Below are 21,198 nucleotides of genomic sequence, written 5' to 3' on the forward strand. Positions count from 1 at the left end.
GCGTCAGCCTACCATGCCCGCGCGCGCATCAGGCGTCGTCGAGATGCCAGAAACGCGGAGCACCGGTCGTGCCGCCCAGCCAGTGCGCCAGTTCTCGCGCCTGCAGGTGAATGAGCCTGCGCCACGACAAACTCTCGCCCCGCCAGGCAATGCTTCCCGCAAGCAAGCGCTCCCAGGCTCGGTAAACCACTCCTCGCCGCCCATCGTGCAGCAGGCAGCGGTCGCCCTCGGTCTGAAAGTCGTCGGGAGCGAGTTCCGACTTCAGTAGCCTGGCGCTGAAGCGGTCGGCGAGCGGCCGCAGTGGTTCGACGAGGTCCATCAGCAGTGTTGGCCGGCCATCCTCGGCGGAGTGGTAGAACCCTCCTGAGACGTCGAGCCCGGCTGCGGTAGCACCCACCTCGACCTCGTTGAGCAGCAGGGTATAAACCAGCGAGAGCACGGAATTGACCGGATCGGGCGGCGGATGCTGACGGCGCTGCTCGAAAACGAAAAGGCTGCCTTCCAGATGCTGACGCAAACCGTCGAAGAACGCCCGCGCCGCGGCACCCTCATGGCCACGCAGGCGATCCAGATCCAGGCAATGGTGGCTGGCCAGCAGCCCGTCGGCGATCTCGTGCCGTCCAGGGACGCGCCACTGCCGCAGCAGCCGGCCGTGACCGCGAAGTTTCGCCTGCACCAGTGCGCGGGCGACAGTCATGCACCGGACTGGATCGTCCATCGCCTGGTACTGCTGCTTGCGGAGCATGATCTGGCGGCCGGGCTTTCCCAGCAGGCTGCCGCGAAAACCGCCGCGTAGCGAGGAGAAGATCACCGGGATGCCCTCCCTCAGCAGAACCGCAATGGCGTCGTGGCTGAAGTGCGCGTGTGCAAGCACGATCACCTGTTCGACCTGATGCAGGGGTAGCGCCAGTTCTTCTTCTCCCGTGACCTTGAGGGTCAGTCGTCCCTGCGAGGCGCCGACCTTGACGCCGTGACGATCGATATATAACACGCCGCTCATTCGATCACCCATTCCCTGGCCGGCGGCGGCACCGAATCGGCACGTGCCCGAATGCAGTCAATGCGCTCGTCGCCGACGTGCGGTAACCGTCGAAACGTATCGAGCAGCCTGTCGAAGCGCTGCTGGCGCGTGGCGTCGAGCCAACACAGAAACACCGATTCCTGCACCGGCTCACCGAAACCGAGTAGCAGACGTCGCAGACAGTTTCGGCGGCGGCGGTCGGAAATGTCGTAGGCAACATAGACCGGCAGGGCATGTGGTCTCGCGGCAAGCGCATTTGCCGAAGGCCGATGATCGTGTTGCGATTCCGCTTTCAATCTCGTCTCGAAAAAAATCCAGTACCCAAGCAACGCACGATCCGGGGCCGGATTCAAGACTGTGATCCATTGCTGCCTATACTTCGCGCGGCCAAATTTTCGGTTTTACGTTAAGCCAATGTTGGGTTATAAAGAGAAAATCTGCGCCGCAATCGCAACGGGGCCGTGAATTCATCAACACTTTCTAATGGCCTGAGCAATTTCACGCGCCGGGACTAAATTTATCGCTGCAGGTGCCGTCTACAGAATAGTCGAAGAGGAACTCATGCCATGGGCTCAGGAATCATCGGTGTCGGTCTCAGCGCTCTGCAGGCCGCCCAGTTCGGTCTGCAAACTACCGAACATAATATCGCCAACGTCAATACCCCAGGGTTTTCGCGGCAGCGGACGATCCAGGCGAGCAATTTTGCCCAGCAGACGGGTAGCGGCTTTTTCGGGCAGGGCACGCATGTCGTGACGGTCGAACGCATGTACAGCCGCTTTCTGAACGACCAGGTCAATCGTTCGCAGAGCAGTACGAGTCAACTCGACAGCTATGCCGCTCAAATCACCCAGATCAACAACCTGCTCGCCGATCCGACCACTGGCTTGTCGCCGGCACTACAGGGTTTCTTCACGAGTGCCCAGGAGGTTGCGGCCAATCCTTCCCAATTGGCGAGCCGCCAAATCATGATCGCCAACGCACAGACGCTGAGCACTCGTTATCAGTCGATGGGCGACCAACTCGCCCAGATGTACGACGGGGTGAATGGCCAAATCGAGGCAACCGTCACCAGCATCAATGCCAACATCAAACAGATCGCACTGCTGAACCAGCAAATCTCCGTTGCCCAGGCTGCTACCAGCCAACCCGCCAACGACCTGCTGGATACCCGCGACCAGCTGGTTCTGGATCTGAACAAGCTGATCAAGGCAAAGACCACGACCAATAGCGATGGCAGTTACAATGTATTCATCGGTAGCGGCCAGCAACTGGTCGCCGGCTCGATCACGATGGATCTCGCGACCATGCGATCGCCGGGCGATCCTTCGCGGCGGGTGGTCGGCCAGGAAAGCGTGACTGGTGACCACGAGATCCCGGAGTCGCTGCTCAGTGGCGGGTCGCTCGGCGGATTGCTGGCTTTCCGGAGCGAATCGCTCGATCAGGCGAGCAATGAACTGGGCCGCAACGCGGCCTCGTTGGCTCTCACCTTCAATGCGCAGAGCGCTCTTGGGCAGGATCTGCTCGGTCAGTCGCAGATCTCTCCGGCGCCCCCTGCGCTCAGCAGTTTTACACCGGATCTGTTCCTGGTTTCGCCGCCGAAGGTGATTGCGAATACGAACAATCCGCCTGGTAGCCCGACAGTCAGCGCCACTTTTGTCAACCCTCCCCCGTTCAACGGCAACTTCTATACCGATCTCGGGAGCAGCGATTACCGGCTGAGCGCAGACGCGAGCGGGGTGACGCTGACTCGTCTGTCCGACAACAAGCAATGGAGCGGGGCTGACCTCGGGGTACTCAATACCAATCTGGCAAGCGATCCGCAAGGATTCACGCTGGATCCTTCCCCGACCCTGCTGGAAGGGTCGAGCTATCTCATCCAGCCAACCCGCGACGCTGCCCGTAAGATCACGGTCAATCCGGCGGTTGTGGCGGACGCCAGTCTGATCACGGCTGCCGGGCCAATCCGCACCTCGACAGGGGCGACCAATACCGGATTGGCCAAGGTCTCGGCAGGCAGTGTCGCAGCAGGCTATGCGACGGCTGTGGCAGGAATGCCGATGTCGCTGGTGTACCAGGGCGGCAAGCTGCAGAACTTTCCGGTGGGTGCGCAAGTTTCGATCAATGGTGCCGCTCCGGTGGTGATTGCTGCGAGCACGGATGTCGTCCCTTATACGAGCGGGGCGACGATTGCGTTTCTCGACCCGCTTACGAGTACGCCCGGTTTCAGTTTTACCCTTACTGGTGTGCCCAACAATGGCGATACCTTTAGCATTGCCAGGAATTCCGGTGCGCTCGCCGATGGGCGTAACGCGCTGGTTCTCGCTCAACTCCAGACGCAGCAGACGATGTCCGGGAAATCCTCCTCCTTCCAGGAAGCGTATGCGCAATTGGTCAGCCAGACCGGCAGCAAGACCAATCAGATACAGGTCAGCGGCGCGGCGCAGCAGGCCCTGCTGACGCAGGCCCAAAACAATCGCGAATCGCTCTCGGGGGTCAATCTCGAAGAGGAAGCAGCCAATCTGATTCTTTATCAACAGGCCTATCAGGCCGCGGCCAAGGCCCTGCAAATCGGATCCAGTCTTTTCGAGACGATTCTGCAAATGGCGGCCTAACGGTCATGACTTTTCCAGGCACCCCCGATCATGAAAGTCATGACCGTTTCCCTCTCCCCCCAACCCCTCCCCCCGCGAGTGGGGAGGGGAGGTTCGTGAGTCGCTGATGCGACTTTCACATCAAGGAGCGTCATATGCGTATCAGTACCAGTCAAGCCTACAGCACTGGTTTGCGCGGCATCGATCGCGGTCAGAATCAGCTCCTCAGGCTGCAGAATCAAATGTCCAGCGGGCGCCGCATGCTGACTTCGGCGGATGATCCTGTCGCCGCCGCCAGAGCACTGTCCGTTTCGCAATCCAGGGACGTCGGCGTCCAATACGCGCGTAACCAGAGTGACGCGACCGCGCGGCTTGGTCTGGTCGACAGCCAGCTCGCCGCCTTGACCGATCTGCTGCAGAGCGCTCGTGAGCGGGTCATTCAGGCGGGCAATACGGTCCTGTCCGACAGCGATCGCCAGGCCATCGCCATTGATCTGGAGGCGAGCTTTGACGGGATGCTCGGGCTTGCCAATAGTCGTGGTGCCGAAGGCGATTACCTGTTTTCAGGGTACCAGGGGGCAACGATCCCGTTTGCCGGCAGTGCGACCTCATCGGTTACTTACGCAGGTGATGATGGCCAGCGTCTGCTGCAGGTGAGTTCGACTCAACAGATGCCGATCAATGTCGCTGGCAGCGATTTGTTCATGAATATCCGGGAAGGCAATGGCACCTTTTCGACGGCAGCCACTGGCGGCGGAGGTTTTTCCAACCAGGGTTCAGGGATCATTGAACCGGGTTCGGTGCTCGATCTCCAGAAATGGCAAAGTGCCTTGAATTCCGGTTTCCCCTGGCAAGGGACGGGAAATTTCTCGCTACAGCTGCAGTTCTCCTCGGTCGCAGGCGTCACCAGTTACCAGTTGTTCGATGCTTCGACGCCAGACTCGTCAGGTACGGCCTTGCCTGCCAAGGCAGTCAGCGCGGTGCTGCCCTTTGTTTCGGGACAGGCCATTCCTCTGGTCACCACCATCCCGGCCGTTGACTTCGGCGCACAGGTGGTGATCAATGGTGTGCCTGCTGCCGGTGATACCTTCACGATCAAGCCAAGCGTCAACAAGAGCGTTTTTCAGACCATGCAGGAGCTGATCGGCCTGCTGCGTTCGCCGCTGCAGACGTCGGGAACGACAAGAACCGACTTCTCCAGCCAGTTGCAGGGGCACCTCAGCAATCTCGATCAGGTGCTGGTCAATGTCAGCCGCGTGCATACGACCGTGGGTGGGTACCTGCAGGAACTGGACGGCCTGAGCAGCAACTCCGAAGCGCTGGATATTCAGTATGCGCAGACCTTGTCGGACCTCCAGGATCTGGATTATGCGAAGGCGATCACCGATTTCACGATGCAGCAGGTCAGCCTGGAAGCCGCGCAGAAGTCTTTTGTACAGATCAGCGGTCTGAGCCTTTTCAAGTACCTTTGATCGGCAAAGACATGAGCATGCGTGTGCCTGCAGGTTTCTTGCTGCTCATCCTGCTGAGTGGCTGTGGAAACGTCGATTGGTACTTGCGGCCGCGTCCAGACAGCAGCCATGTGTCTGACTATTCCTTCAAAGAATCGCAGAATCCGATGCCGAGCGTGGAGCCACTCCGGGCCGCCGTAATCGCCGGAGCGGTCGGTTATTCGGTCAAGGAATATGCGGGCAATGCCGCTTATCTGGGGCTGGCCGTTGCTGCTGCGGTTGCCGCCTATGCCATCTACGATCCTCTGGCACCCAACTGGACGATTGAGGAGAGGATGCTTGATGCCGACACCTACCGTATCTCGATGCGCGCCAAGAGCTTTCGCACCGGTGGCGATGGGGAATCCGGATTGATTTTCAAGCGGCGGGCACTGCAGCTGCAGCGCGAACGAGGTGTTCCCGCGTACCGTATCCTCGACTACTCGGAAGGGATCGACTCGAGTACGCCTTTCACGCACCGTTTCGCGGAAGGCGTGATTCAGCTGGTCCGCGCCGATCCTCCGAAAACGCCTTGAGCGTCATCCCTATACCCATGGCAAGTGTCGGGTCGGCGCGTGACCCGCTGCCCGACTACCAGGAACGCACCCTGCCGGTGTCGAGGTGAACGAACTGGTCGTGCGGATAGAAGCCGACTCCGCCGGCACCCTGGGAGATCGCGGCGTCGCGCAGATCGACCAGGGGAACGCCGGCAAGGCGGAGATCGATGGCCTTGCCCTGCATGTGCAGGCTCTGCTTCGCCACTCCACCGCTGCCGGTGCTGCGCAACCTGGCGTTGGTCTGGGCGCAACGGTAGCCGGAAATGATCTGGAAAGGCTGCTCGCAGTCCAGCTCTTGCCGGAGCTGGAAAAGCAGGTCGAACAATTGCGGGTCGATGCTGCCGATTTCACCCGAGTAATGGTCCCGCAGAAAAAAGTTGAGACGCTGCAGCCCCTCGGGAAGATAGCGATCACCGATGGCAAATACGACAGAGAGGCGTTCGCCGGTATGGGTGTGATCAAACTCGAGGCGGCGCGCATTCGGCAGGGCTGCCAGTGCAGGCTTTGCCAGCGGCAGTGCGGCGCCGGCGATGACCAGACGAGCGGCGTGAGCGAGAAACAGGCGACGTGCGTGAGGCTTCGGCATGACTGCTCCTTGGCAAGGCTAACGGGTTGATTCAGCGGCAATGTTGATGGTGTGGGAAGGCCGGAAGGCGAGCCGGTTCTGGCGCAGGACAGCGTCAAGAAGCGGGTCCTGCCGGTAGATGTCGGGGAAAAAATACACCCGCCCATCCCGGACGACTGCCGTGTGGTAGGCGATGACCACAGGCAATTCTTCCTGCAGGCGGATGGTCGTGGATTTGCCTTTGCGCATCGCCTGCACGATGCGCGCTTCGCTCCATTCCGGTGCATCGGCGAGGACGAATTTCGCCAGCGCCACTGGCGCCTCGACGCGAATGCAGCCGTGACTGAAATCGCGCCGGTCGCGTTTGAAGAGTTGTGGTGTCGGTGTGTGATGAAGATAGATGTTGTCCTTGTTGGGAAACACGAATTTGATATCGCCGAGGGCATTGCCTGCCCCGGGTTTCTGACGGATGCGCATCTGGCCGCGTTGCACTGCGTCGAGATTGGCCCCGGAAAAGCCGCTGATGACGCGGCCTTCGCTGTCGACGAATTCGAAGCCCTGTCGGTCGAAATAGCCTGGATCGCTGCGCAGCCTGGGCAAGGTTTCGCTCCTGGCGATCGATGGTGGGACGTTCCAGTAGGGGCTGAACTCGATGAAGCGCATTTCGGCATCAAAAAGCGGGGTCGGGGACTTGCGTGCCGTACCGACGATGACCTTCATCGCGGTCTTGATCTCGATCCTGCCGTCACGGACATGATATCCACTCAGCATGAACTCCGGAAGGTTGACCACGATCGTACGCGGCGCTGACAGCAGCGGCGTCCAGCGCAGCCGTTCGAGCGCCAGTTCGAGCTGGCGGGCGCGGCTTGCCGGCGGCACATGCAGTAACCCGAAGGTATCTTTTCCGAGCACGCCGTCGGGCACCATCGCCATGCCGTTCCTGAAATGCCTGCACGCCTTCGACGATGGCTCCCTCGTAGCGTGCTGGCGGCACGATGTCGGCGCGCAGGTCTCCGAGTAATTCGAGTCGCTGCCACAGGTCCGCAATGCCGGCGTATTTTTCGCCGGGCCTCAGTTTGCCCTTGGGCAGCGCTGGCAGATCCTGTTGCCAGGCGGGATGGCCGGCCAGTTCGCGGTAGCGGGCAAGCGCCTCCCGCAAAGCAACGTACTGCGGCAGGGCGGGCGCCACGCTGCGGGCAGCTTCGGCGAGACGGTCATCGGTGATCGCCGAAGTCAGCAAGAAATCGACGTCGAAAGCTCCAGCTGCCTGGCTATAGTTTGCGCCAAGCTGATGCGGATCGACGCGCCCGAAGTGCAGGTCGGTGAGAAAGCGCCGCATCGCCGCAGTCAGGGCGAGATCGATCCTGGCGACCTGATCTTCTGCCAGTGCCTGTCCGCTGATTGCATTTTCGATGGCCATTCGCAGCCAATCGGTGTTGTAGTCCTGTGCTTCCAGACCGTCCGCATCTGCCTCGGCAAGCAGCTCCACGGCCTGCTGGGCAGCAAGCGTTGGGCGCTCTGCAGCGAACCATAGCGGCGCCTCGGTCGCGAAAGAGAGACTACTCGCCACCGTCAGCCCGATGGCCAGGCGGATTGCCGGAAAATGCCAGTCTCGAAAGCGGCGGACAGGTGTTGTGGGGAAGAGCGGCGAACGGGAAGGCATAAGGAAGCCAGGAATGTTGCGGACTGCGCATTATCCATCATCAACGGATCGTACTGGGTGTTGCAGGTGGATTCGGCCAATCCGGACGGCCATTGTAGACTGCATCCACTGCTGGTGATGAGCCCCGGCAACTTGCTTGGTGGAGCGTATAATCCGCATGGGAAGTCGGTCAGGCAGCCGCTGGGCAATAGGTGCAAACCTTGAGCCGAGAGGAAAGTCCGGGCTCCGCAGAGCAGGATGCCGGTTAACGACCGGGCACCGTGAGGTGACGGAAAGTGCCACAGAAATCAAACCGCCGATGTTCTCGCGCATGTGGGAGCAGGCAAGGGTGAAACGGCGAGGTAAGAGCTCACCGCGGCCGTGGTAACACGGACGGCACGGTAAACCCCATCCGGAGCAAGGCCAAATAGGGAAGCATGGGCGTGGCTCGCGCTGCTTCCGGGTAGGCTGCTTGAGCGTGCTGGTAACAGTACGTCTAGAGGAATGGCTGTCCACGACAGAACCCGGCTTATCGACCGGCTTCCCACTTTCCTACTGTTCCACCTTTCCGGCATGGCGGGCAGCGATCGCTGTCCCTGCTCCAGTGTTCGCTCGCATGTTGCATCGCTGCCAAATGTTCGCTTCCATCTCGTCGTTTGTACCAACACTTAGGAAGCAATCTTGAGAAATTACTTTAAGTGTGGTGATTGCAGCATTGTTTTATAGCAAGTAATCTCCTTTCTAACTACCTCAAAAGTCGCTCATAAGTCCTTGTAGCCATTGAGAAATGTAAAGCTGTACCTCTTGCTTTAGGCGAGTCCTTAACTTAAAGTGGGAGTAAGTGGCGAAAAGTGGGAAAATGTCGGTTTTGATGGGCGGACAGCAAGGGTTGGTTTGATGTTTCAGGGTGCGGCAGCGTTAAGTCTTGATGCCAAGGGCAGGCTCGCCATTCCGGCGCGTCACCGGGAGGCGCTTGCGTCTGCTGCCAGCGGCCGACTGGTCCTGACCGCCCACCCGCACCGCTGCCTGCTGCTCTATCCCGAACCTGCGTGGGAACCGATCCGCGACAAGGTGTTGTCGGCTTCGAGTTTCAATCTGCAGGCAGCGGCCATCAAGCGTCTGTTGGTGGGTAACGCCCGCGAGGAAAGCATGGATGCTGCCGGTCGCCTGTTGATCGCGCCCGAACTGCGCCAGTTTGCACAACTCGAGAAGCAGGTCTGGCTCGTTGGCCAGGGGAGCCATTTCGAAATCTGGTCGGACGCGGGCTGGCAAAAGCAACAGGAGGCTGTTTTCGCTCTTGGCGATCAGTTCCTGCCTCCCGGTCTCGAAGATCTGGCGCTGTGAGCGCGCCATTGCAGCATCAAACCGTTCTGCTGCGGGAGGCGGTTGAAGCTCTGGAGATCAAGCCCGCAGGAACCTACGTCGACGGCACCTTCGGTCGGGGTGGCCATACGCGAGCAATTCTCGAACGACTCGGGCCGAACGGTCGTCTGTTGGCACTCGATCGTGATCCGCAGGCGGTGGAACTGGCCCGCGCAATCCAGGATCGGCGCTTGCTCGTCATGCATCGCCGTTTCGCCGATCTGGTCGATGCCTTACGGCAGGCAGGTGTTGCAGTAGAGAAGGGCGTCGATGGCGTGCTTCTCGATATCGGGGTCTCTTCGCCGCAACTGGATGAGGGAGCACGCGGTTTCAGTTTTCGCTACGACGCGCCGCTCGATATGCGGATGGATACGACACAAGGTGAGACCGCCGCACAGTGGCTGCTACGGGCCAGTGTGCAGGAGATCACGGAGGTCATAAGGAATTATGGTGAAGAACGGTTTGCTTTCCAGATTGCAAAGAAGATTGTGGCTGCTCGGGGAGAGCGGCCGCTTACAACCACGGGGGAACTTGCCGCCCTTGTACGCGCGGCCGTGTGGACCCGCGAGCCCGGGCAGGACGCGGCGACGCGTACCTTTCAAGCTCTACGGATTCATATCAATCAAGAACTCCAGCAACTCGCGCTAGTCCTGCCCGAGACCATGACCGTCTTGAAACAAGGAGGGCGCCTGGTGGTGATCAGTTTCCACTCGCTCGAAGACCGGATCGTCAAGCGCTTCATGCGTGAGCAGGCGGCGCCTGACTGCTTGCCCAGGAAGCTGCCCTTGCGTGCCAATGAACTGCCGCAGCCAGGACTTCGCCTGATTGGCAAGCCGCGTCGAGCGAGTGCTGCGGAAGTCACTGCGAACCCACGGGCGCGCAGTGCGGTGATGCGCGTCGCCGAGAAACTGGCCAGGGCCAGGGAGGCCGCCTGAAATGGTTCGCCTGAATATTTTCCTGTTGCTGGCGGTGGTGATCTGCAGCCTGGCCGTAGTGACTTCACAGCACAAGGCGCGCAAGATTTTTCAGGCGCTTGAGGCCGAGCAGGAGCATGCGCGGCAACTCGAGGTCGAGTTCGGGCAGTTGCAACTGGAACTCTCGACCTGGGGAACGGCGCCACGAATCGAGAAAATTGCTCGCGAGAAGCTGAAGATGCGTGCGCCGGAAACGGGCCACGTGATCACCGCAATCCCCACCGGAGGCTTGCCGCAATGATGCGTTTCAAAGGTCAAGTGGCGCACAAGTTCGCCGAAAGCCCATTATTACAGATGCGCCTGCCGCTCTGGCGCTCGCGCCTGATGGCTCTGCTGATTCTCGGTTCGTTCGGCGTGCTGATCGGACGAGCATTCTACCTGCAGACCCTGAACAATGATTTCCTGCAGGAAAAGGGCGAATCCCGCTATCGGCGCGATATCGAAATCAGTGCTTCGCGCGGACGGATTGCCGACCGGCACGGGGACGTCCTGGCCATTTCGACGCCGATGAAGTCGATCTGGGCGATTCCGCCAGCAACGACGCTGACGCCTGTGCAGGCGAGGCAGTTGGCCGCTCTGCTGGAGACCGACGTCAAGCAGCTGACCCGCAAACTGGACACCGACAAAACCTTCGTTTTTCTTCGCCGCCAGATCCCGCCTGCCGTGGCCGACCAGGTGGCGGCGCTCAAGTTGCCTGGCATCGGCCAGGACAAGGAATACCGTCGCTTCTATCCGACCGGTGAAATGACTGCGCACATGGTCGGCTTCACCGGCGTTGACGACAAGGGACTCGAAGGTGTCGAACTGGCGTTTCATCGCCAACTGCTGGGCCAGCCCGGTAGCCGTAGCGTCATCAAGGATCGGCGCGGCCAGATCGTCGAGGACGTCGGCTCGATCAAGCCGCCGCAGGATGGCAAGGAGATTCGGCTGGCGCTCGATTCGAAGATTCAGTATCTGGCCTACAGCCACCTGAAGCAGGCGATTGCCGACAACAATGCCAAGGCTGGTGGCGTCGTCGTGGTCGATGTCAGGACAGGTGAGATCCTCGCCTTGGCCAACTGGCCAACCTATAACCCGAACAATCGCGAGGGTCTGTCCGGGAGCCAGTTGCGCAATCGTGCGGTGACCGATACCTTCGAACCTGGTTCGACACTCAAGCCTTTCACTATCGCCCTGGGAATTGAGGCGGGCAAGGTCCGTTCCGACACGATCATCAACTGCGCGCCAGGACGCCTGACCATTGGCAATGCGACGATTTCCGACGCGCATCCCCACGGCGCGCTGAGTGTCGCCGAGGTCATCCAGAAATCCTCCAATGTCGGTGCAGCCAAGATTGCGGCCATGCTGCCGTCGCAGAAAATGTGGCAGATGTTCGACGATGTCGGTTTTGGCCAGGTGCCACGCCTGGGCTTTCCTGGCGAGGTGAGTGGCCGGGTGCGTCCATGGAAGAACTGGCGGCCAATCGAACAGGCAACGATGGCTTATGGGCATGGCATTTCAGTGTCCCTGATCCAGTTGGCGCGCGCTTATACGGCTTTTGCACGCGATGGGGACGTGCTGCCCCTCTCGCTGACCCAGGTTGAGTCGTCTACGCCCAGCGGTATGGCCGTATTCAGCCCGAAGACCGCGCGTGAGGTGCGCAGTATGCTCGAAATGGCTGTTCTGCCAGGCGGAACGGCGCCGAAGGCGCAGATTCCCGGCTATCGTGTGGCCGGCAAAACGGGTACGGCACACAAGCTCGTCGGTGGTCGCTATGCGAACAAGTACGTTTCGTCTTTCGTCGGTTTTGCGCCCGCATCGGATCCGCGCCTGATCGTCGCGGTGATGATCGACGAGCCGGGTGCCGGCAAACACTATGGTGGCGATGTTGCGGCACCGGTGTTTGCCTCCGTCATGGGAAGCTCCTTGCGGACCCTCGGCATTGCGCCGGACGTGCCGCTGGTGGTCGCGCAAAGCCCGAAAGCGCCGACACCCAAGGCGAGGCTGTGAGCACGCAGGCGACTCTCGCACGCAGTGACGCTGCCAGCGCAAGCTTGGCGCGGCTGGCAGCGCTTGGCGTCGTGCCGAATCGTGTCACGGATGACAGCCGCCAGGTTCTTCCCGGCGACCTGTTTCTGGCCTATCCCGGCGATCTTGCCGACGGCCGCCGCTACATTGCCGAGGCCATCGCCAACGGCGCTGCTGCGGTCTTCTGGGAGGCGACGACCACCAGCACGGCTGATTTCGCCTGGAACAGCGCCTGGAGAATTGCCAATCTGCCGATCATCGGTCTGCGTGCGCTTTGCGGACCGCTGGCGCACGCCATCTACGGGCATCCGAGTGAGCGCCTGTCGCTGCTTGCGGTCACCGGTACCAACGGCAAGACCAGCGTCACGCAGTGGATCGGTGCCAGCCACCCGCGCTGCTGCGCGATCATCGGCACGCTGGGTGCGGGTTTGCCCGGTCAGATGGTCGAGACCGGTTTCACGACACCCGAAGCGACCACGTTGATGCGCTGCCTGGCCCATTTTGCCGATGCGGGAGCACAAGCCTGTGCGCTCGAAGCAAGTTCGATCGGCATTGCCGAAGGACGTCTCGACGGCGTTCGCGTTGACGTCGCGGTGTTCACCAATTTGACGCGCGATCACCTCGACTACCATGGCACGATGGCGGACTATGCAGAGGCCAAAGCCAGATTGTTCACCTGGCCGCGACTGCGTCTGGCGGTCAGCAATCTTGACGATCCCTACGGGCGTGAACTGGCCGCGCTGAGTACGGCGACCAAGGTGCTTGGCTACACCCAGCAAAATCTGCCCGACGACCGGCAGGGAACGATCCGCGCCGAGAATGTCGAAGAAACCATCGACGGTCTGCGTTTCCGGCTTTGCGCCCCGAGCGGTCGCGCTCTGGTCGAGACCGGCCTGCTCGGCCGTTATAACGTCTCCAATCTGCTCGCCGTGGCGGCGGTATTGCTTGACGCCGGCCTGACTCCGCAGGCGGTCGCCGAGCGTCTTGCCACGCTGAATTCGCCGGCAGGCCGCCTGGAGAAGATTGGCGGTGGCAACGAACCCTTGGTCATCGTCGATTACGCCCATACCCCGGATGCCCTGAAAAGCGCCTTGCTCGCGCTCCGTCCGATGGCCATTGCCCGTGGTGCCGGTCTGACCGTCATTTTCGGCTGTGGCGGTGATCGGGATCGCGGCAAGCGGCCGTTGATGGGAGATGTTGCTGTCCGCCATGCCGACCGCGTTGTGCTGACCAGTGACAATCCGCGCAGTGAGGATCCGCAGGCCATTCTTGACGATATCCGCGTTGCTGCCACCGGCGTTGAAATCATTGCCGATCGCGCCGAAGCGATTCGCCGCACCATTCTCCTGGCGCATCCGGCCGAGGTGGTGTTGATTGCCGGCAAGGGGCACGAATCCTATCAGGAGATCGCCGCTGTGCGTCGGCCGTTTTCGGACGCTGGCGAGGCGCGTGCCGCCCTCGCTGCCCGCCAGGAGATGACAAGATGATGGATCTCCTCGCTGCGGCACGTGCCACGGCCGCCAGACTGATCGGCGACAACGTGACTTTCTGCGGTGTGTCGACCGACAGCCGTAGCATTGCTGCAGGTGAGCTTTTCGTTGCGCTGCGCGGGGAGAACTTCGACGGCCACGAATTCGTGGCGGCAGCCCAGATGCGTGGTGCGGTCGCCGCGATCGTTGCTGCAGACGCTGCCGAAAGCCTGCGCGCGCTGGGCCTGCCACTGCTGCAGGTGGCCGAGACGCGGCTGTCGCTGGGTGCCCTGGCCGCCGATTGGCGGAGCCGTTTCACGCTGCCTATGATCGCCGTGACCGGCAGTAACGGCAAAACCACGACCAAGGAGATGATCGCCAGCATCCTCCAGGCGGCCTTCGCCGAGGCGGTATTGTCTACGCAGGGTAATTACAACAACGACATCGGCCTGCCCTTGACCCTGCTCCGGCTCAACGCCACTCATCGCGCGGCGATCATCGAGATGGGCATGAATCGTCCCGGTGAAATTGCCTATCTCGCGGGCATCGCCCGTCCCACGGTTGCCGTGGTGACCAATGCACAGCGCGCCCATCTCGCCGGAATGGGTACGCTGCAAGCGATCGCCAGCGAAAAGGGCAGCATCTACAGCGGCCTCGATGAAGACGGCATCGCGGTTTTCAATGCCGACGACCAATGGGCCGATTTGTGGCGCACCCAGAGTCGCGGACTCGGGGTGATGACTTTCGGTCTGGAGCAGGCGGCTGATGTCACTGGCAAGTCCACCCTGCATGGTCTGGATAATCGCCTCAGCGTCTGCGCTCCACAGGGTCGGTTCGAGGTCCTGCTGGCCCTGCCGGGCCAGCACAATGCGCGCAACGCCCTCGCCGCTGCCACTGCCTGTCTGGCGGCCGGCGTCTCGCTGGACGCCGTGCAGGCGGGGCTGGCCAGCTTTCGTGGTCTCCAGGGCCGCCTGCAGCGACGCACTGCCCTGCATGACGCGGTGCTGCTTGACGATACCTATAACGCCAACCCCGACTCGGTGCGCGCCGGCATCGATGTGCTCGCGGCGACGATCGGCAAGAAGGTGCTGGTGCTTGGCGACATGGGTGAGATCGGCGAGATGAGCGCCCAGTTTCACGACGAGATCGGCGGCTACGCCAAGAGCCAGGGAATCGATCGCCTGTTCGCGCTGGGTGAAGCCAGTGCACTTGCCGCTCACAACTTCGGTTCCGGTGGTGAGTACCATACGCATATCGACCAGCTGATCGAAGCATTGACCGCTGAACTCACACCGGAGACGACCGTCCTCGTCAAGGGATCGCGCTTCATGCGCATGGAACGGGTGGCGAACGCCATCAGTGTTCCGGCACCCGAGGGGGGCAAGTAATGCTGCTGCTGTTGACGCAATGGTTGGCACAGGACGTGCGGGCTTTCAATGTGTTCGGGTACATCACCTTGCGCACGGTGCTGGCTGCGATGACCGCGCTGATCATTTCCTTCATTGCCGGACCGCGCGTGATTCGCTGGCTGGCCGCCAAGAAGATCGGCCAGGCGGTGCGGCGCGATGGCCCGCAAACGCACCTGATCAAATCCGGTACGCCGACCATGGGCGGGGCCCTGATCCTGATCGCCATCGTCATTACCACGCTGTTGTGGGGTGACCTCAGCAATCGTTATGTCTGGGTGGTGCTGATCGTGACCGTTGGCTTCGGCGGCATCGGCTGGTACGACGACTGGCAAAAAGTGGTGCATCGCAATCCGCGAGGTCTGCCGGCTCGCTGGAAGTATATCTGGCAATCGGCAATCGGTCTGGTGGTGGCACTCTATCTCGGCCTGACTGCCAGCGGACCGGCACAGCTGGAGCTGATCGTTCCCTTCTTCAAGACCGTTTCCTATCCACTCGGTATCTTCGGCTTCATTGTCCTCAGCTATCTGGTCGTCGTCGGCACCAGCAATGCCGTTAACCTGACCGATGGCCTCGATGGCCTGGCGATCATGCCGACGGTGATGATCGCCAACGCCTTGGCCATCTTCGCCTACGTCGCCGGCAACGCCGTCTATGCCAAGTACCTGTTCCTGCCGTACATCCCGGGCGCTGGTGAACTGGCGATCTTCCTTGGGGCGATGGCAGGTGCCGGGCTCGGTTTCCTGTGGTTCAACGCTTACCCGGCGGAAGTGTTCATGGGGGATGTCGGCGCACTGGCACTGGGTGCAGCGCTCGGCACCGTGGCCATCATCGTCCGCCAGGAGATCGTGCTGGCGATCATGGGTGGCATTTTTGTGGCCGAAACACTGTCGGTGGCTGCCCAGGTTCTCTACTACCGGTGGAGCGGGGGCCGGCGGATTTTCCGCATGGCGCCGCTGCACCACCATTTCGAACTCGGCGGCTGGAAAGAGACGCAGGTAGTCGTCCGCTTCTGGATCATCACCATCATGTTGGTGCTGGTCGGCCTGTCAACCCTGAAGCTGCGCTGACATGGACCTTCAGGGAAAGCGGACACTCGTCGTCGGCCTCGGCGAAAGCGGACTGGCGATGGCCAGGTGGCTGGCGCGGCAGGGCGCGGTCGTCCGCGTCGCCGATAGCCGCGAGATTCCACCACGAACCGCCGCGCTGCGCGCGGCAGTGCCCGCGGCGACCTTGTTTGCCGGCCCGTTTACGCCAGCGACTTTTGCCGGGGCCGAACTGATCGCCATTTCTCCCGGCGTCCCCAGGCAGGAACCGCTGGTTCAGAAGGCGGCAGCGCTTGGCGTCCCGGTGGTGTCCGAGATCGAACTGTTTGCCTGGGGCCTCCGCCAGTGGTCGCCGCAGGCGCGGGTGATTGCAATTACCGGCAGCAATGGCAAGACCACCACCACCGCTCTGACCGGTGTTCTGTGTCGTGCCGCCGGTCGCAGCACGGCGGTTGCCGGCAACATCAGCCCGGCGGCGCTGGACGCCTTGATGAGCGCAATCGACAGCAACGAACTGCCGGCCGTCTGGGTGCTGGAGCTGTCGAGTTTTCAGCTCGAAGCGACGCAGACGCTGGCAGCCGCGGCCGCGACCTTGCTCAATGTCAGCGAGGATCATCTCGATCGCTATGACGGTCTCGAAGAGTACGCCGCCAGCAAGGCGCGCATTTTCCAGGGCAACGGCATCATGGTCCTCAATCGCGACGATGCCCGCAGCCTGGCGGCAGCCCGTGACGGGCGCCAGGTAGTGACCTTCGGTCTCGATCAGCCAGCGCGCCGCTGTGACTACGGGCTGGTCGATGCCTGCATCGTTCGTGGCAGCGACCCGCTCGTCAAGCTCGCCGACATGAAACTCGTCGGGCGCCACAACGCAGCCAACGCGATGGCGGCGCTGGCCTTGTGCGAGGCGATCGGTATCGAGCCGCACTCGGTGTTGCCGGCGCTGACGGCCTTCAGCGGTCTTGCGCATCGCGTCGAGTGGGTCGCCGAAATCAATGGTGTCAGCTACTTCGACGACTCGAAAGGGACCAATGTCGGTGCAACCCTGGCGGCAATTCAAGGCCTCGGTCGCCCCTTGGCGATCATCCTGGGCGGCGACGGCAAGGGCCAGGACTTCTCGCCCCTGAGAACTGCCATCGACCAGCATGCGCGTGCCGCGGCACTGATCGGACGCGATGCTCCATTCATCGCCGCTGCCCTCGAGGGTTGTCGCATCCCCCTGCAATATTGCACCGACATGGTTGCGGCGGTTCGCTGGTGCGCCACGCAAACGCAAGCTGGTGATGCCGTGCTGCTTTCTCCGGCCTGCGCCAGCATGGACATGTATCGTGACTACGCGCATCGTGCCGAAGCATTCGTTGCCGCCGTGCGTGCCATCGAAAGAGAGGCTGCCTGATGTTGGGAACTCTGGACTCGCCGCGCCGCCTGCCGTCGGAAATCGATCTGGCGCTGCTGTGGGGTACCTTGATGCTGCTGGTGATCGGCATGGTCATGGTCTATTCGGCGTCGATGGCGACGGCCGAGGCCGGCCGCCAGACCGGCAATCAGCCGGCGTATTTTCTGGTACGACATGCGGTTTTTCTGATCATCGCGCTGGTCGCCGCCGCTGTCGCCTTTCAGATCCCGCTATCGACCTGGCAAAGATGGTCGCCGTGGCTCTTCGTTGCCGGCTTTGCGTTGCTGGCGCTGGTGCTGATTCCCGGGATTGGCCGCGATGTCAACGGAGCCCGCCGCTGGCTTCCGCTCGGGATCGTCAATCTGCAGCCGTCCGAATTGATGAAGCTGTTTGCGGTCCTTTATGCGGCGGACTACACCGCCCGCAAGATGCCGCACATGCATGATCTCAAAAAAGCCTTCCTGCCTCTGGCCAGCGCGATGGTCGCGGTGGGCATCCTGCTGCTCAAGGAACCCGACTTCGGCGCCTTCGTGGTGATCATCTCGATAGCCATGGGAATTCTTTTCCTCGGGGGGATGCGGGCGCGTCTGTTCGTCATCCTGATCCTCGTCCTGGCCGCCGCCTTCGCCGCGCTGATCATTTTTTCACCTTACCGGCGTGATCGCATCTTTGGTTTCATGGATCCCTGGGCGGACGCCTTTGGTCGCGGCTACCAGCTTTCGCATGCCCTGATTGCCTTCGGGCGGGGCGAGCTGTTCGGCGTCGGCCTCGGCGCAAGCGTCGAGAAGCTGTTCTACCTGCCCGAGGCGCACACCGATTTTCTGCTCGCGGTGATCGCCGAAGAACTCGGTTTTGTCGGCGTTCTGGTGGTCATCGTCTTGTTCGGCCTGCTGATCCAGCGCGCTTTTGCGATCGGTCGTCAGGCAGTGGCCCTTGAGCGTCTGTATTCCGCGCTGGTGGCACAGGGGATTGGCGTCTGGCTGGGGGTGCAGAGTTTCATCAATATGGGCGTGAACATGGGTCTGCTGCCGACCAAGGGACTGACGCTGCCCCTGATGAGTTTTGGCGGTTCAGGCATCCTGGCCAACTGCGTGGCCCTGGCGGTCCTCTTGAGAATCGATTGGGAAAATCGCCAGTTGATGCGCGGAGCCAAGGTATGAGCGGCATGCGTATGCGCAGCCTTGTCGCCTCTACTTTGCCGGGCAGCCCTCGCACCGGAGTTCCGGCATGAGCAGAACCTTGCTGGTCATGGCGGGGGGTACCGGCGGACACGTCTTTCCGGCCCTGGCGGTGGCTGATCTGCTCAAGAGCCGAAACTGGCATGTGGTCTGGATGGGCGCTCCGGATGGCTTGGAAGCGAAGCTCGTTCCCGCGCATGGCTACGAGATGGCCTGGGTTCGTTTTGCCGCCTTGCGCGGCAAGGGGCTGCTGCGCAAACTGCAGCTTCCGTTCCGTCTGTTTGCCGCATGCTGGCAGGCGCGGCGCGAGATTCGCCGGGTCAGACCGGATGTGGTTCTCGGAATGGGCGGTTACGTCAGCTTTCCCGGTGGCCTGATGGCGGCGCTGCTCGGTCGCCCACTGATCATTCATGAACAGAATTCGATCGCCGGTCTGGCCAACCGGGTGCTCGCCAGATTTGCCAAGCGGGTCGCCTGTGGTTTTCCGAATGCGCTGCCGAGTGGCGTCTGGGTCGGCAATCCACTGCGTCCGGAGATGAATCATCTGCCGGCGCCGGCACAGCGATTTGCCGGACGCGAAGCGCCGGTGCATCTGCTGGTCCTCGGCGGCAGCCAGGGTGCCGTTGCGCTGAACGAAATCGTACCCCAGGGTCTGGCCCTGATCGATGCCGAACAGCGGCCGCTGGTGGTGCATCAGGCCGGCGCCAGGCATCTGGCGCAATTGCAGGAAAATTATGCAGCCGCTGCGGTGCAGGCGCACTGCGTCGCTTTCATCGAAGACATGGCTGGCGCCTACGAGTGGGCTGACCTGGTGATCTGTCGTGCTGGTGCACTCACAGTCGCCGAACTGGCTGCCACCGGCGTGGCCAGTGTTCTGATTCCCTTTCCGCACGCGGTGGACGATCATCAGACACTCAATGCAAATTTTCTGTCGCTGGCTGGCGGCGCCATCCTGCTGCCACAGGACCAGATGACACCAGAATCGATCAGCGAACTTTGCAAGTGTCCGCGCAGCCGCTTGCAGGAAATGGCCGAAAGAGCCCGTGAACTGGCCAAACCCGAGGCGACGGCGGAGCTTGCCCGGATGTGCGAGGAGCTGGTCAATTGAAACACAAGGTCAAGAACATCCACTTCGTCGGCATCGGCGGTGCCGGCATGAGCGGTATTGCCGAAGTGCTGGCCAACCTCGGTTTTTCGGTGAGCGGCTCGGACCTGGCCGATAGTTCGACTATCAGGCGCCTCGCTGCTCTCGGCGTGCGCACCGTGGTCGGGCATGCTGCCGCGAATGTCGCTGCCGCGGATGCGGTGGTGATTTCTTCCGCGGTCAAGTCCGACAATCCAGAGGTGATCGCAGCACGCAGCCGCAAGGTACCGGTGGTGCCGCGCGCGCAGATGCTGGCCGAACTGATGCGGCTCAAGCAGGGAATTGCCGTCGCCGGCACGCACGGCAAGACGACGACGACCAGTCTGGTGGCGTCGATTCTCGCCGAGGGCGGCATGGACCCGACTTTCGTCATCGGGGGCCGTCTCAACGCCGCCGGCGCCAATGCCCGTCTGGGATCCGGCGATTTTCTGGTGGCCGAGGCCGATGAGTCCGACGCGTCGTTTCTGTTGCTCTCGCCGGTGATCTCGATCGTCACCAACATCGACGCAGACCACATGGAGACCTATGGTCATGATTTCAGCCGGCTCAAGCAGGCCTTCGTCGATTTTCTGAACCGCCTGCCCTTTTATGGCGTGGCGGTACTCTGTGCTGACGACGCCAACGTCCGTGAAATCATGCCCCTGGTCAGCAAGCAGATCGTCACTTACGGTCTCGATCCTGCGGCCAGTTGCTATGCAGAGAACGTCACCGCGGTCGATGGTCAGATGCGTTTTGATTGTGTGCGCGTCAACGGCAGCGTCAACCGCTTGTCGGTCACGCTCAATCTGCCGGGGAGGCATAACGTCCTGAACGCCCTGGCAGCGATTGCGGTCGCTGGTGAACTGGGTATCGCCGATGCCGCCATCGCCAAGGCATTGACTGAATTCAGAGGAGTCGGTAGACGTTTTCAGCGCTATGGTGAGATTGTCCTGCCGGCTGGCGGGCAATTCACGCTGGTCGACGACTACGGTCATCACCCGGTCGAGATGCGAGCGACGCTCGCGGCTGCGCGTGGTGCTTTCCCCGGTCGTCGCCTGTTGTTGGCTTTTCAGCCGCATCGCTATACCCGGACGCGCGACTGCTTCGACGATTTCGTCAAGGTGCTGGGTGGTGTAGACGCGCTGGTGCTGAGCGAAGTATATGCCGCGGGTGAACAGCCGATCGTTGCTGCCGATGGTCGAGCGCTGGCACGTGCGCTGCGTGTTGCCGGCAAGGTCGAACCGCTGTTCGTCGAGGCCATTGGCGATCTCCCGCAAGCGATCCTCGATGTCGCCCGTGATGGCGATGTGGTGATGACGATGGGCGCCGGCTCGATCGGTTCGGTTCCCGGCAAACTGGCTGCCGCGTAAGGTG

At 61.6% G+C, this 21,198-nt stretch carries 19 protein-coding genes and 1 other RNA gene; 15 read left to right on the forward strand and 5 right to left on the reverse strand.

The genetic code is table 11. The features are described 5' to 3' along the window. Window positions 1-28 precede the first annotated feature (28 nt). Together cas1 and cas2 are read right to left on the reverse strand one after the other, a co-directional pair. Window positions 29-1,000 carry a CRISPR-associated endonuclease Cas1 gene (gene cas1, locus E4Q08_RS06940; RefSeq protein WP_169069834.1) on the reverse strand — a complete coding sequence of 324 codons (972 nt, stop codon included), beginning with the start codon at window positions 998-1,000 and terminating at the stop codon, window positions 29-31. Continuing rightward, a complete protein-coding gene (gene cas2, locus E4Q08_RS06945) occupies window positions 997-1,317 on the reverse strand; it encodes a CRISPR-associated endonuclease Cas2 (protein ID WP_248594749.1) in 321 nt (106 codons plus the stop codon). The genes cas1 and cas2 overlap by 4 nt, the downstream gene beginning before the upstream one ends. Window positions 1,318-1,587: 270 nt before the next feature. Between cas2 and flgK the strand changes: the two genes are divergently transcribed. The 3 genes from flgK (at window position 1,588) to E4Q08_RS06960 (ending at window position 5,638) form a co-directional block, all read left to right on the forward strand. Continuing rightward, window positions 1,588-3,633: a flagellar hook-associated protein FlgK gene (flgK, locus tag E4Q08_RS06950; RefSeq protein WP_169069835.1), complete on the forward strand. Its 2,046-nt coding sequence runs from the start codon at window positions 1,588-1,590 to the stop codon at window positions 3,631-3,633. 134 nt (window positions 3,634-3,767) lie between these two features. Continuing rightward, the gene (flgL, locus tag E4Q08_RS06955; RefSeq protein WP_169069836.1) at window positions 3,768-5,084 is read left to right on the forward strand and encodes a flagellar hook-associated protein FlgL; all 1,317 of its coding nucleotides are present in this window, start codon (window positions 3,768-3,770) and stop codon (window positions 5,082-5,084) included. 146 nt (window positions 5,085-5,230) lie between these two features. Beyond that, on the forward strand, window positions 5,231-5,638 hold the full coding sequence (locus tag E4Q08_RS06960) for a hypothetical protein (RefSeq protein WP_169069837.1): 408 nt from the start codon (window positions 5,231-5,233) through the stop codon (window positions 5,636-5,638). 55 nt (window positions 5,639-5,693) lie between these two features. Here E4Q08_RS06960 and mepK read toward each other — a convergent pair whose 3' ends face one another. The 3 genes from mepK to E4Q08_RS25665 are packed head-to-tail and all read right to left on the reverse strand — an operon-like array spanning window position 5,694 to window position 7,887. After that, on the reverse strand, window positions 5,694-6,245 hold the full coding sequence (mepK, locus tag E4Q08_RS06965) for a peptidoglycan L,D-endopeptidase MepK (protein ID WP_169069838.1): 552 nt from the start codon (window positions 6,243-6,245) through the stop codon (window positions 5,694-5,696). 18 nt (window positions 6,246-6,263) lie between these two features. Continuing rightward, complete coding sequence (locus E4Q08_RS25660; protein WP_308240079.1) at window positions 6,264-6,995, reverse strand: L,D-transpeptidase family protein; 732 nt, start codon at window positions 6,993-6,995, stop codon at window positions 6,264-6,266. Then, on the reverse strand, window positions 6,970-7,887 hold the full coding sequence (locus tag E4Q08_RS25665) for a L,D-transpeptidase scaffold domain-containing protein (protein WP_308240080.1): 918 nt from the start codon (window positions 7,885-7,887) through the stop codon (window positions 6,970-6,972). Before E4Q08_RS25665 ends, E4Q08_RS25660 begins: the two co-directional genes overlap by 26 nt. 161 nt (window positions 7,888-8,048) lie before the next feature. Here E4Q08_RS25665 and rnpB point away from each other — a divergent pair. The 12 genes from rnpB (at window position 8,049) to murC (ending at window position 21,194) form a co-directional block, all read left to right on the forward strand. Next, window positions 8,049-8,414: RNase P RNA component class A (gene rnpB / locus E4Q08_RS06975), an RNA gene on the forward strand. 349 nt (window positions 8,415-8,763) lie between these two features. Further along, on the forward strand, window positions 8,764-9,210 hold the full coding sequence (gene mraZ / locus E4Q08_RS06980) for a division/cell wall cluster transcriptional repressor MraZ (protein WP_034920297.1): 447 nt from the start codon (window positions 8,764-8,766) through the stop codon (window positions 9,208-9,210). 8 nt (window positions 9,211-9,218) lie between these two features. After that, window positions 9,219-10,163 carry a 16S rRNA (cytosine(1402)-N(4))-methyltransferase RsmH gene (gene rsmH, locus E4Q08_RS06985; protein WP_169069839.1) on the forward strand — a complete coding sequence of 315 codons (945 nt, stop codon included), beginning with the start codon at window positions 9,219-9,221 and terminating at the stop codon, window positions 10,161-10,163. A gap of 1 nt (window position 10,164) precedes the next feature. Continuing rightward, window positions 10,165-10,443 (forward strand): cell division protein FtsL, encoded by a 279-nt coding sequence (gene ftsL, locus E4Q08_RS06990; RefSeq protein WP_169069840.1) that lies wholly within the window; start codon window positions 10,165-10,167, stop codon window positions 10,441-10,443. Then, complete coding sequence (locus E4Q08_RS06995) at window positions 10,440-12,191, forward strand: peptidoglycan D,D-transpeptidase FtsI family protein (RefSeq protein ID WP_169069841.1); 1,752 nt, start codon at window positions 10,440-10,442, stop codon at window positions 12,189-12,191. The genes ftsL and E4Q08_RS06995 overlap by 4 nt, the downstream gene beginning before the upstream one ends. After that, a complete protein-coding gene (locus tag E4Q08_RS07000) occupies window positions 12,188-13,696 on the forward strand; it encodes a UDP-N-acetylmuramoyl-L-alanyl-D-glutamate--2,6-diaminopimelate ligase (RefSeq protein WP_169069842.1) in 1,509 nt (502 codons plus the stop codon). The genes E4Q08_RS06995 and E4Q08_RS07000 overlap by 4 nt, the downstream gene beginning before the upstream one ends. Next, window positions 13,693-15,066 (forward strand): UDP-N-acetylmuramoyl-tripeptide--D-alanyl-D-alanine ligase, encoded by a 1,374-nt coding sequence (locus tag E4Q08_RS07005; RefSeq protein WP_169069843.1) that lies wholly within the window; start codon window positions 13,693-13,695, stop codon window positions 15,064-15,066. The genes E4Q08_RS07000 and E4Q08_RS07005 overlap by 4 nt, the downstream gene beginning before the upstream one ends. Beyond that, window positions 15,066-16,154: a phospho-N-acetylmuramoyl-pentapeptide-transferase gene (gene mraY, locus E4Q08_RS07010; RefSeq protein ID WP_034917238.1), complete on the forward strand. Its 1,089-nt coding sequence runs from the start codon at window positions 15,066-15,068 to the stop codon at window positions 16,152-16,154. The genes E4Q08_RS07005 and mraY overlap by 1 nt, the downstream gene beginning before the upstream one ends. 1 nt (window position 16,155) lies before the next feature. Next, window positions 16,156-17,523, forward strand: a complete 1,368-nt coding sequence (murD, locus tag E4Q08_RS07015) for a UDP-N-acetylmuramoyl-L-alanine--D-glutamate ligase (protein ID WP_169069844.1) — start codon at window positions 16,156-16,158, stop codon at window positions 17,521-17,523. Continuing rightward, complete coding sequence (gene ftsW / locus E4Q08_RS07020) at window positions 17,523-18,683, forward strand: putative lipid II flippase FtsW (protein ID WP_169069845.1); 1,161 nt, start codon at window positions 17,523-17,525, stop codon at window positions 18,681-18,683. Before murD ends, ftsW begins: the two co-directional genes overlap by 1 nt. A gap of 67 nt (window positions 18,684-18,750) precedes the next feature. After that, window positions 18,751-19,809, forward strand: a complete 1,059-nt coding sequence (gene murG, locus E4Q08_RS07025) for an undecaprenyldiphospho-muramoylpentapeptide beta-N-acetylglucosaminyltransferase (protein WP_034910773.1) — start codon at window positions 18,751-18,753, stop codon at window positions 19,807-19,809. After that, entirely contained in the window at window positions 19,806-21,194 is a 1,389-nt protein-coding gene (gene murC / locus E4Q08_RS07030) for a UDP-N-acetylmuramate--L-alanine ligase (protein WP_169069846.1), read from the forward strand. The genes murG and murC overlap by 4 nt, the downstream gene beginning before the upstream one ends. Window positions 21,195-21,198: the final 4 nt, after the last annotated feature.

It is taken from the genome of Candidatus Accumulibacter contiguus (assembly GCF_012940005.1).
In the GTDB taxonomy this organism is placed as follows: Bacteria; Pseudomonadota; Gammaproteobacteria; order Burkholderiales; family Rhodocyclaceae; genus Accumulibacter; species Accumulibacter contiguus.

What these genes read in the sequence shown, in the direction of transcription:
- ftsW (WP_169069845.1), top strand. Translation starts at nt 17,523, where the DNA reads ATGTTGGGAACTCTGGACTCGCCGCGCCGCCTGCCGTCGGAAATCGAT.
- mepK (WP_169069838.1), bottom strand. Translation starts at nt 6,245, where the DNA reads ATGCCGAAGCCTCACGCACGTCGCCTGTTTCTCGCTCACGCCGCTCGT.
- E4Q08_RS25660 (WP_308240079.1), bottom strand. Translation starts at nt 6,995, where the DNA reads ATGCTGAGTGGATATCATGTCCGTGACGGCAGGATCGAGATCAAGACC.
- E4Q08_RS06995 (WP_169069841.1), top strand. Translation starts at nt 10,440, where the DNA reads ATGATGCGTTTCAAAGGTCAAGTGGCGCACAAGTTCGCCGAAAGCCCA.
- E4Q08_RS07005 (WP_169069843.1), top strand. Translation starts at nt 13,693, where the DNA reads ATGATGGATCTCCTCGCTGCGGCACGTGCCACGGCCGCCAGACTGATC.
- E4Q08_RS06960 (WP_169069837.1), top strand. Translation starts at nt 5,231, where the DNA reads ATGCCGAGCGTGGAGCCACTCCGGGCCGCCGTAATCGCCGGAGCGGTC.
- murG (WP_034910773.1), top strand. Translation starts at nt 18,751, where the DNA reads ATGAGCAGAACCTTGCTGGTCATGGCGGGGGGTACCGGCGGACACGTC.
- mraY (WP_034917238.1), top strand. Translation starts at nt 15,066, where the DNA reads ATGCTGCTGCTGTTGACGCAATGGTTGGCACAGGACGTGCGGGCTTTC.
- flgL (WP_169069836.1), top strand. Translation starts at nt 3,768, where the DNA reads ATGCGTATCAGTACCAGTCAAGCCTACAGCACTGGTTTGCGCGGCATC.
- flgK (WP_169069835.1), top strand. Translation starts at nt 1,588, where the DNA reads ATGGGCTCAGGAATCATCGGTGTCGGTCTCAGCGCTCTGCAGGCCGCC.
- mraZ (WP_034920297.1), top strand. Translation starts at nt 8,764, where the DNA reads ATGTTTCAGGGTGCGGCAGCGTTAAGTCTTGATGCCAAGGGCAGGCTC.
- ftsL (WP_169069840.1), top strand. Translation starts at nt 10,165, where the DNA reads ATGGTTCGCCTGAATATTTTCCTGTTGCTGGCGGTGGTGATCTGCAGC.
- cas1 (WP_169069834.1), bottom strand. Translation starts at nt 1,000, where the DNA reads ATGAGCGGCGTGTTATATATCGATCGTCACGGCGTCAAGGTCGGCGCC.
- E4Q08_RS25665 (WP_308240080.1), bottom strand. Translation starts at nt 7,887, where the DNA reads ATGCCTTCCCGTTCGCCGCTCTTCCCCACAACACCTGTCCGCCGCTTT.
- murD (WP_169069844.1), top strand. Translation starts at nt 16,156, where the DNA reads ATGGACCTTCAGGGAAAGCGGACACTCGTCGTCGGCCTCGGCGAAAGC.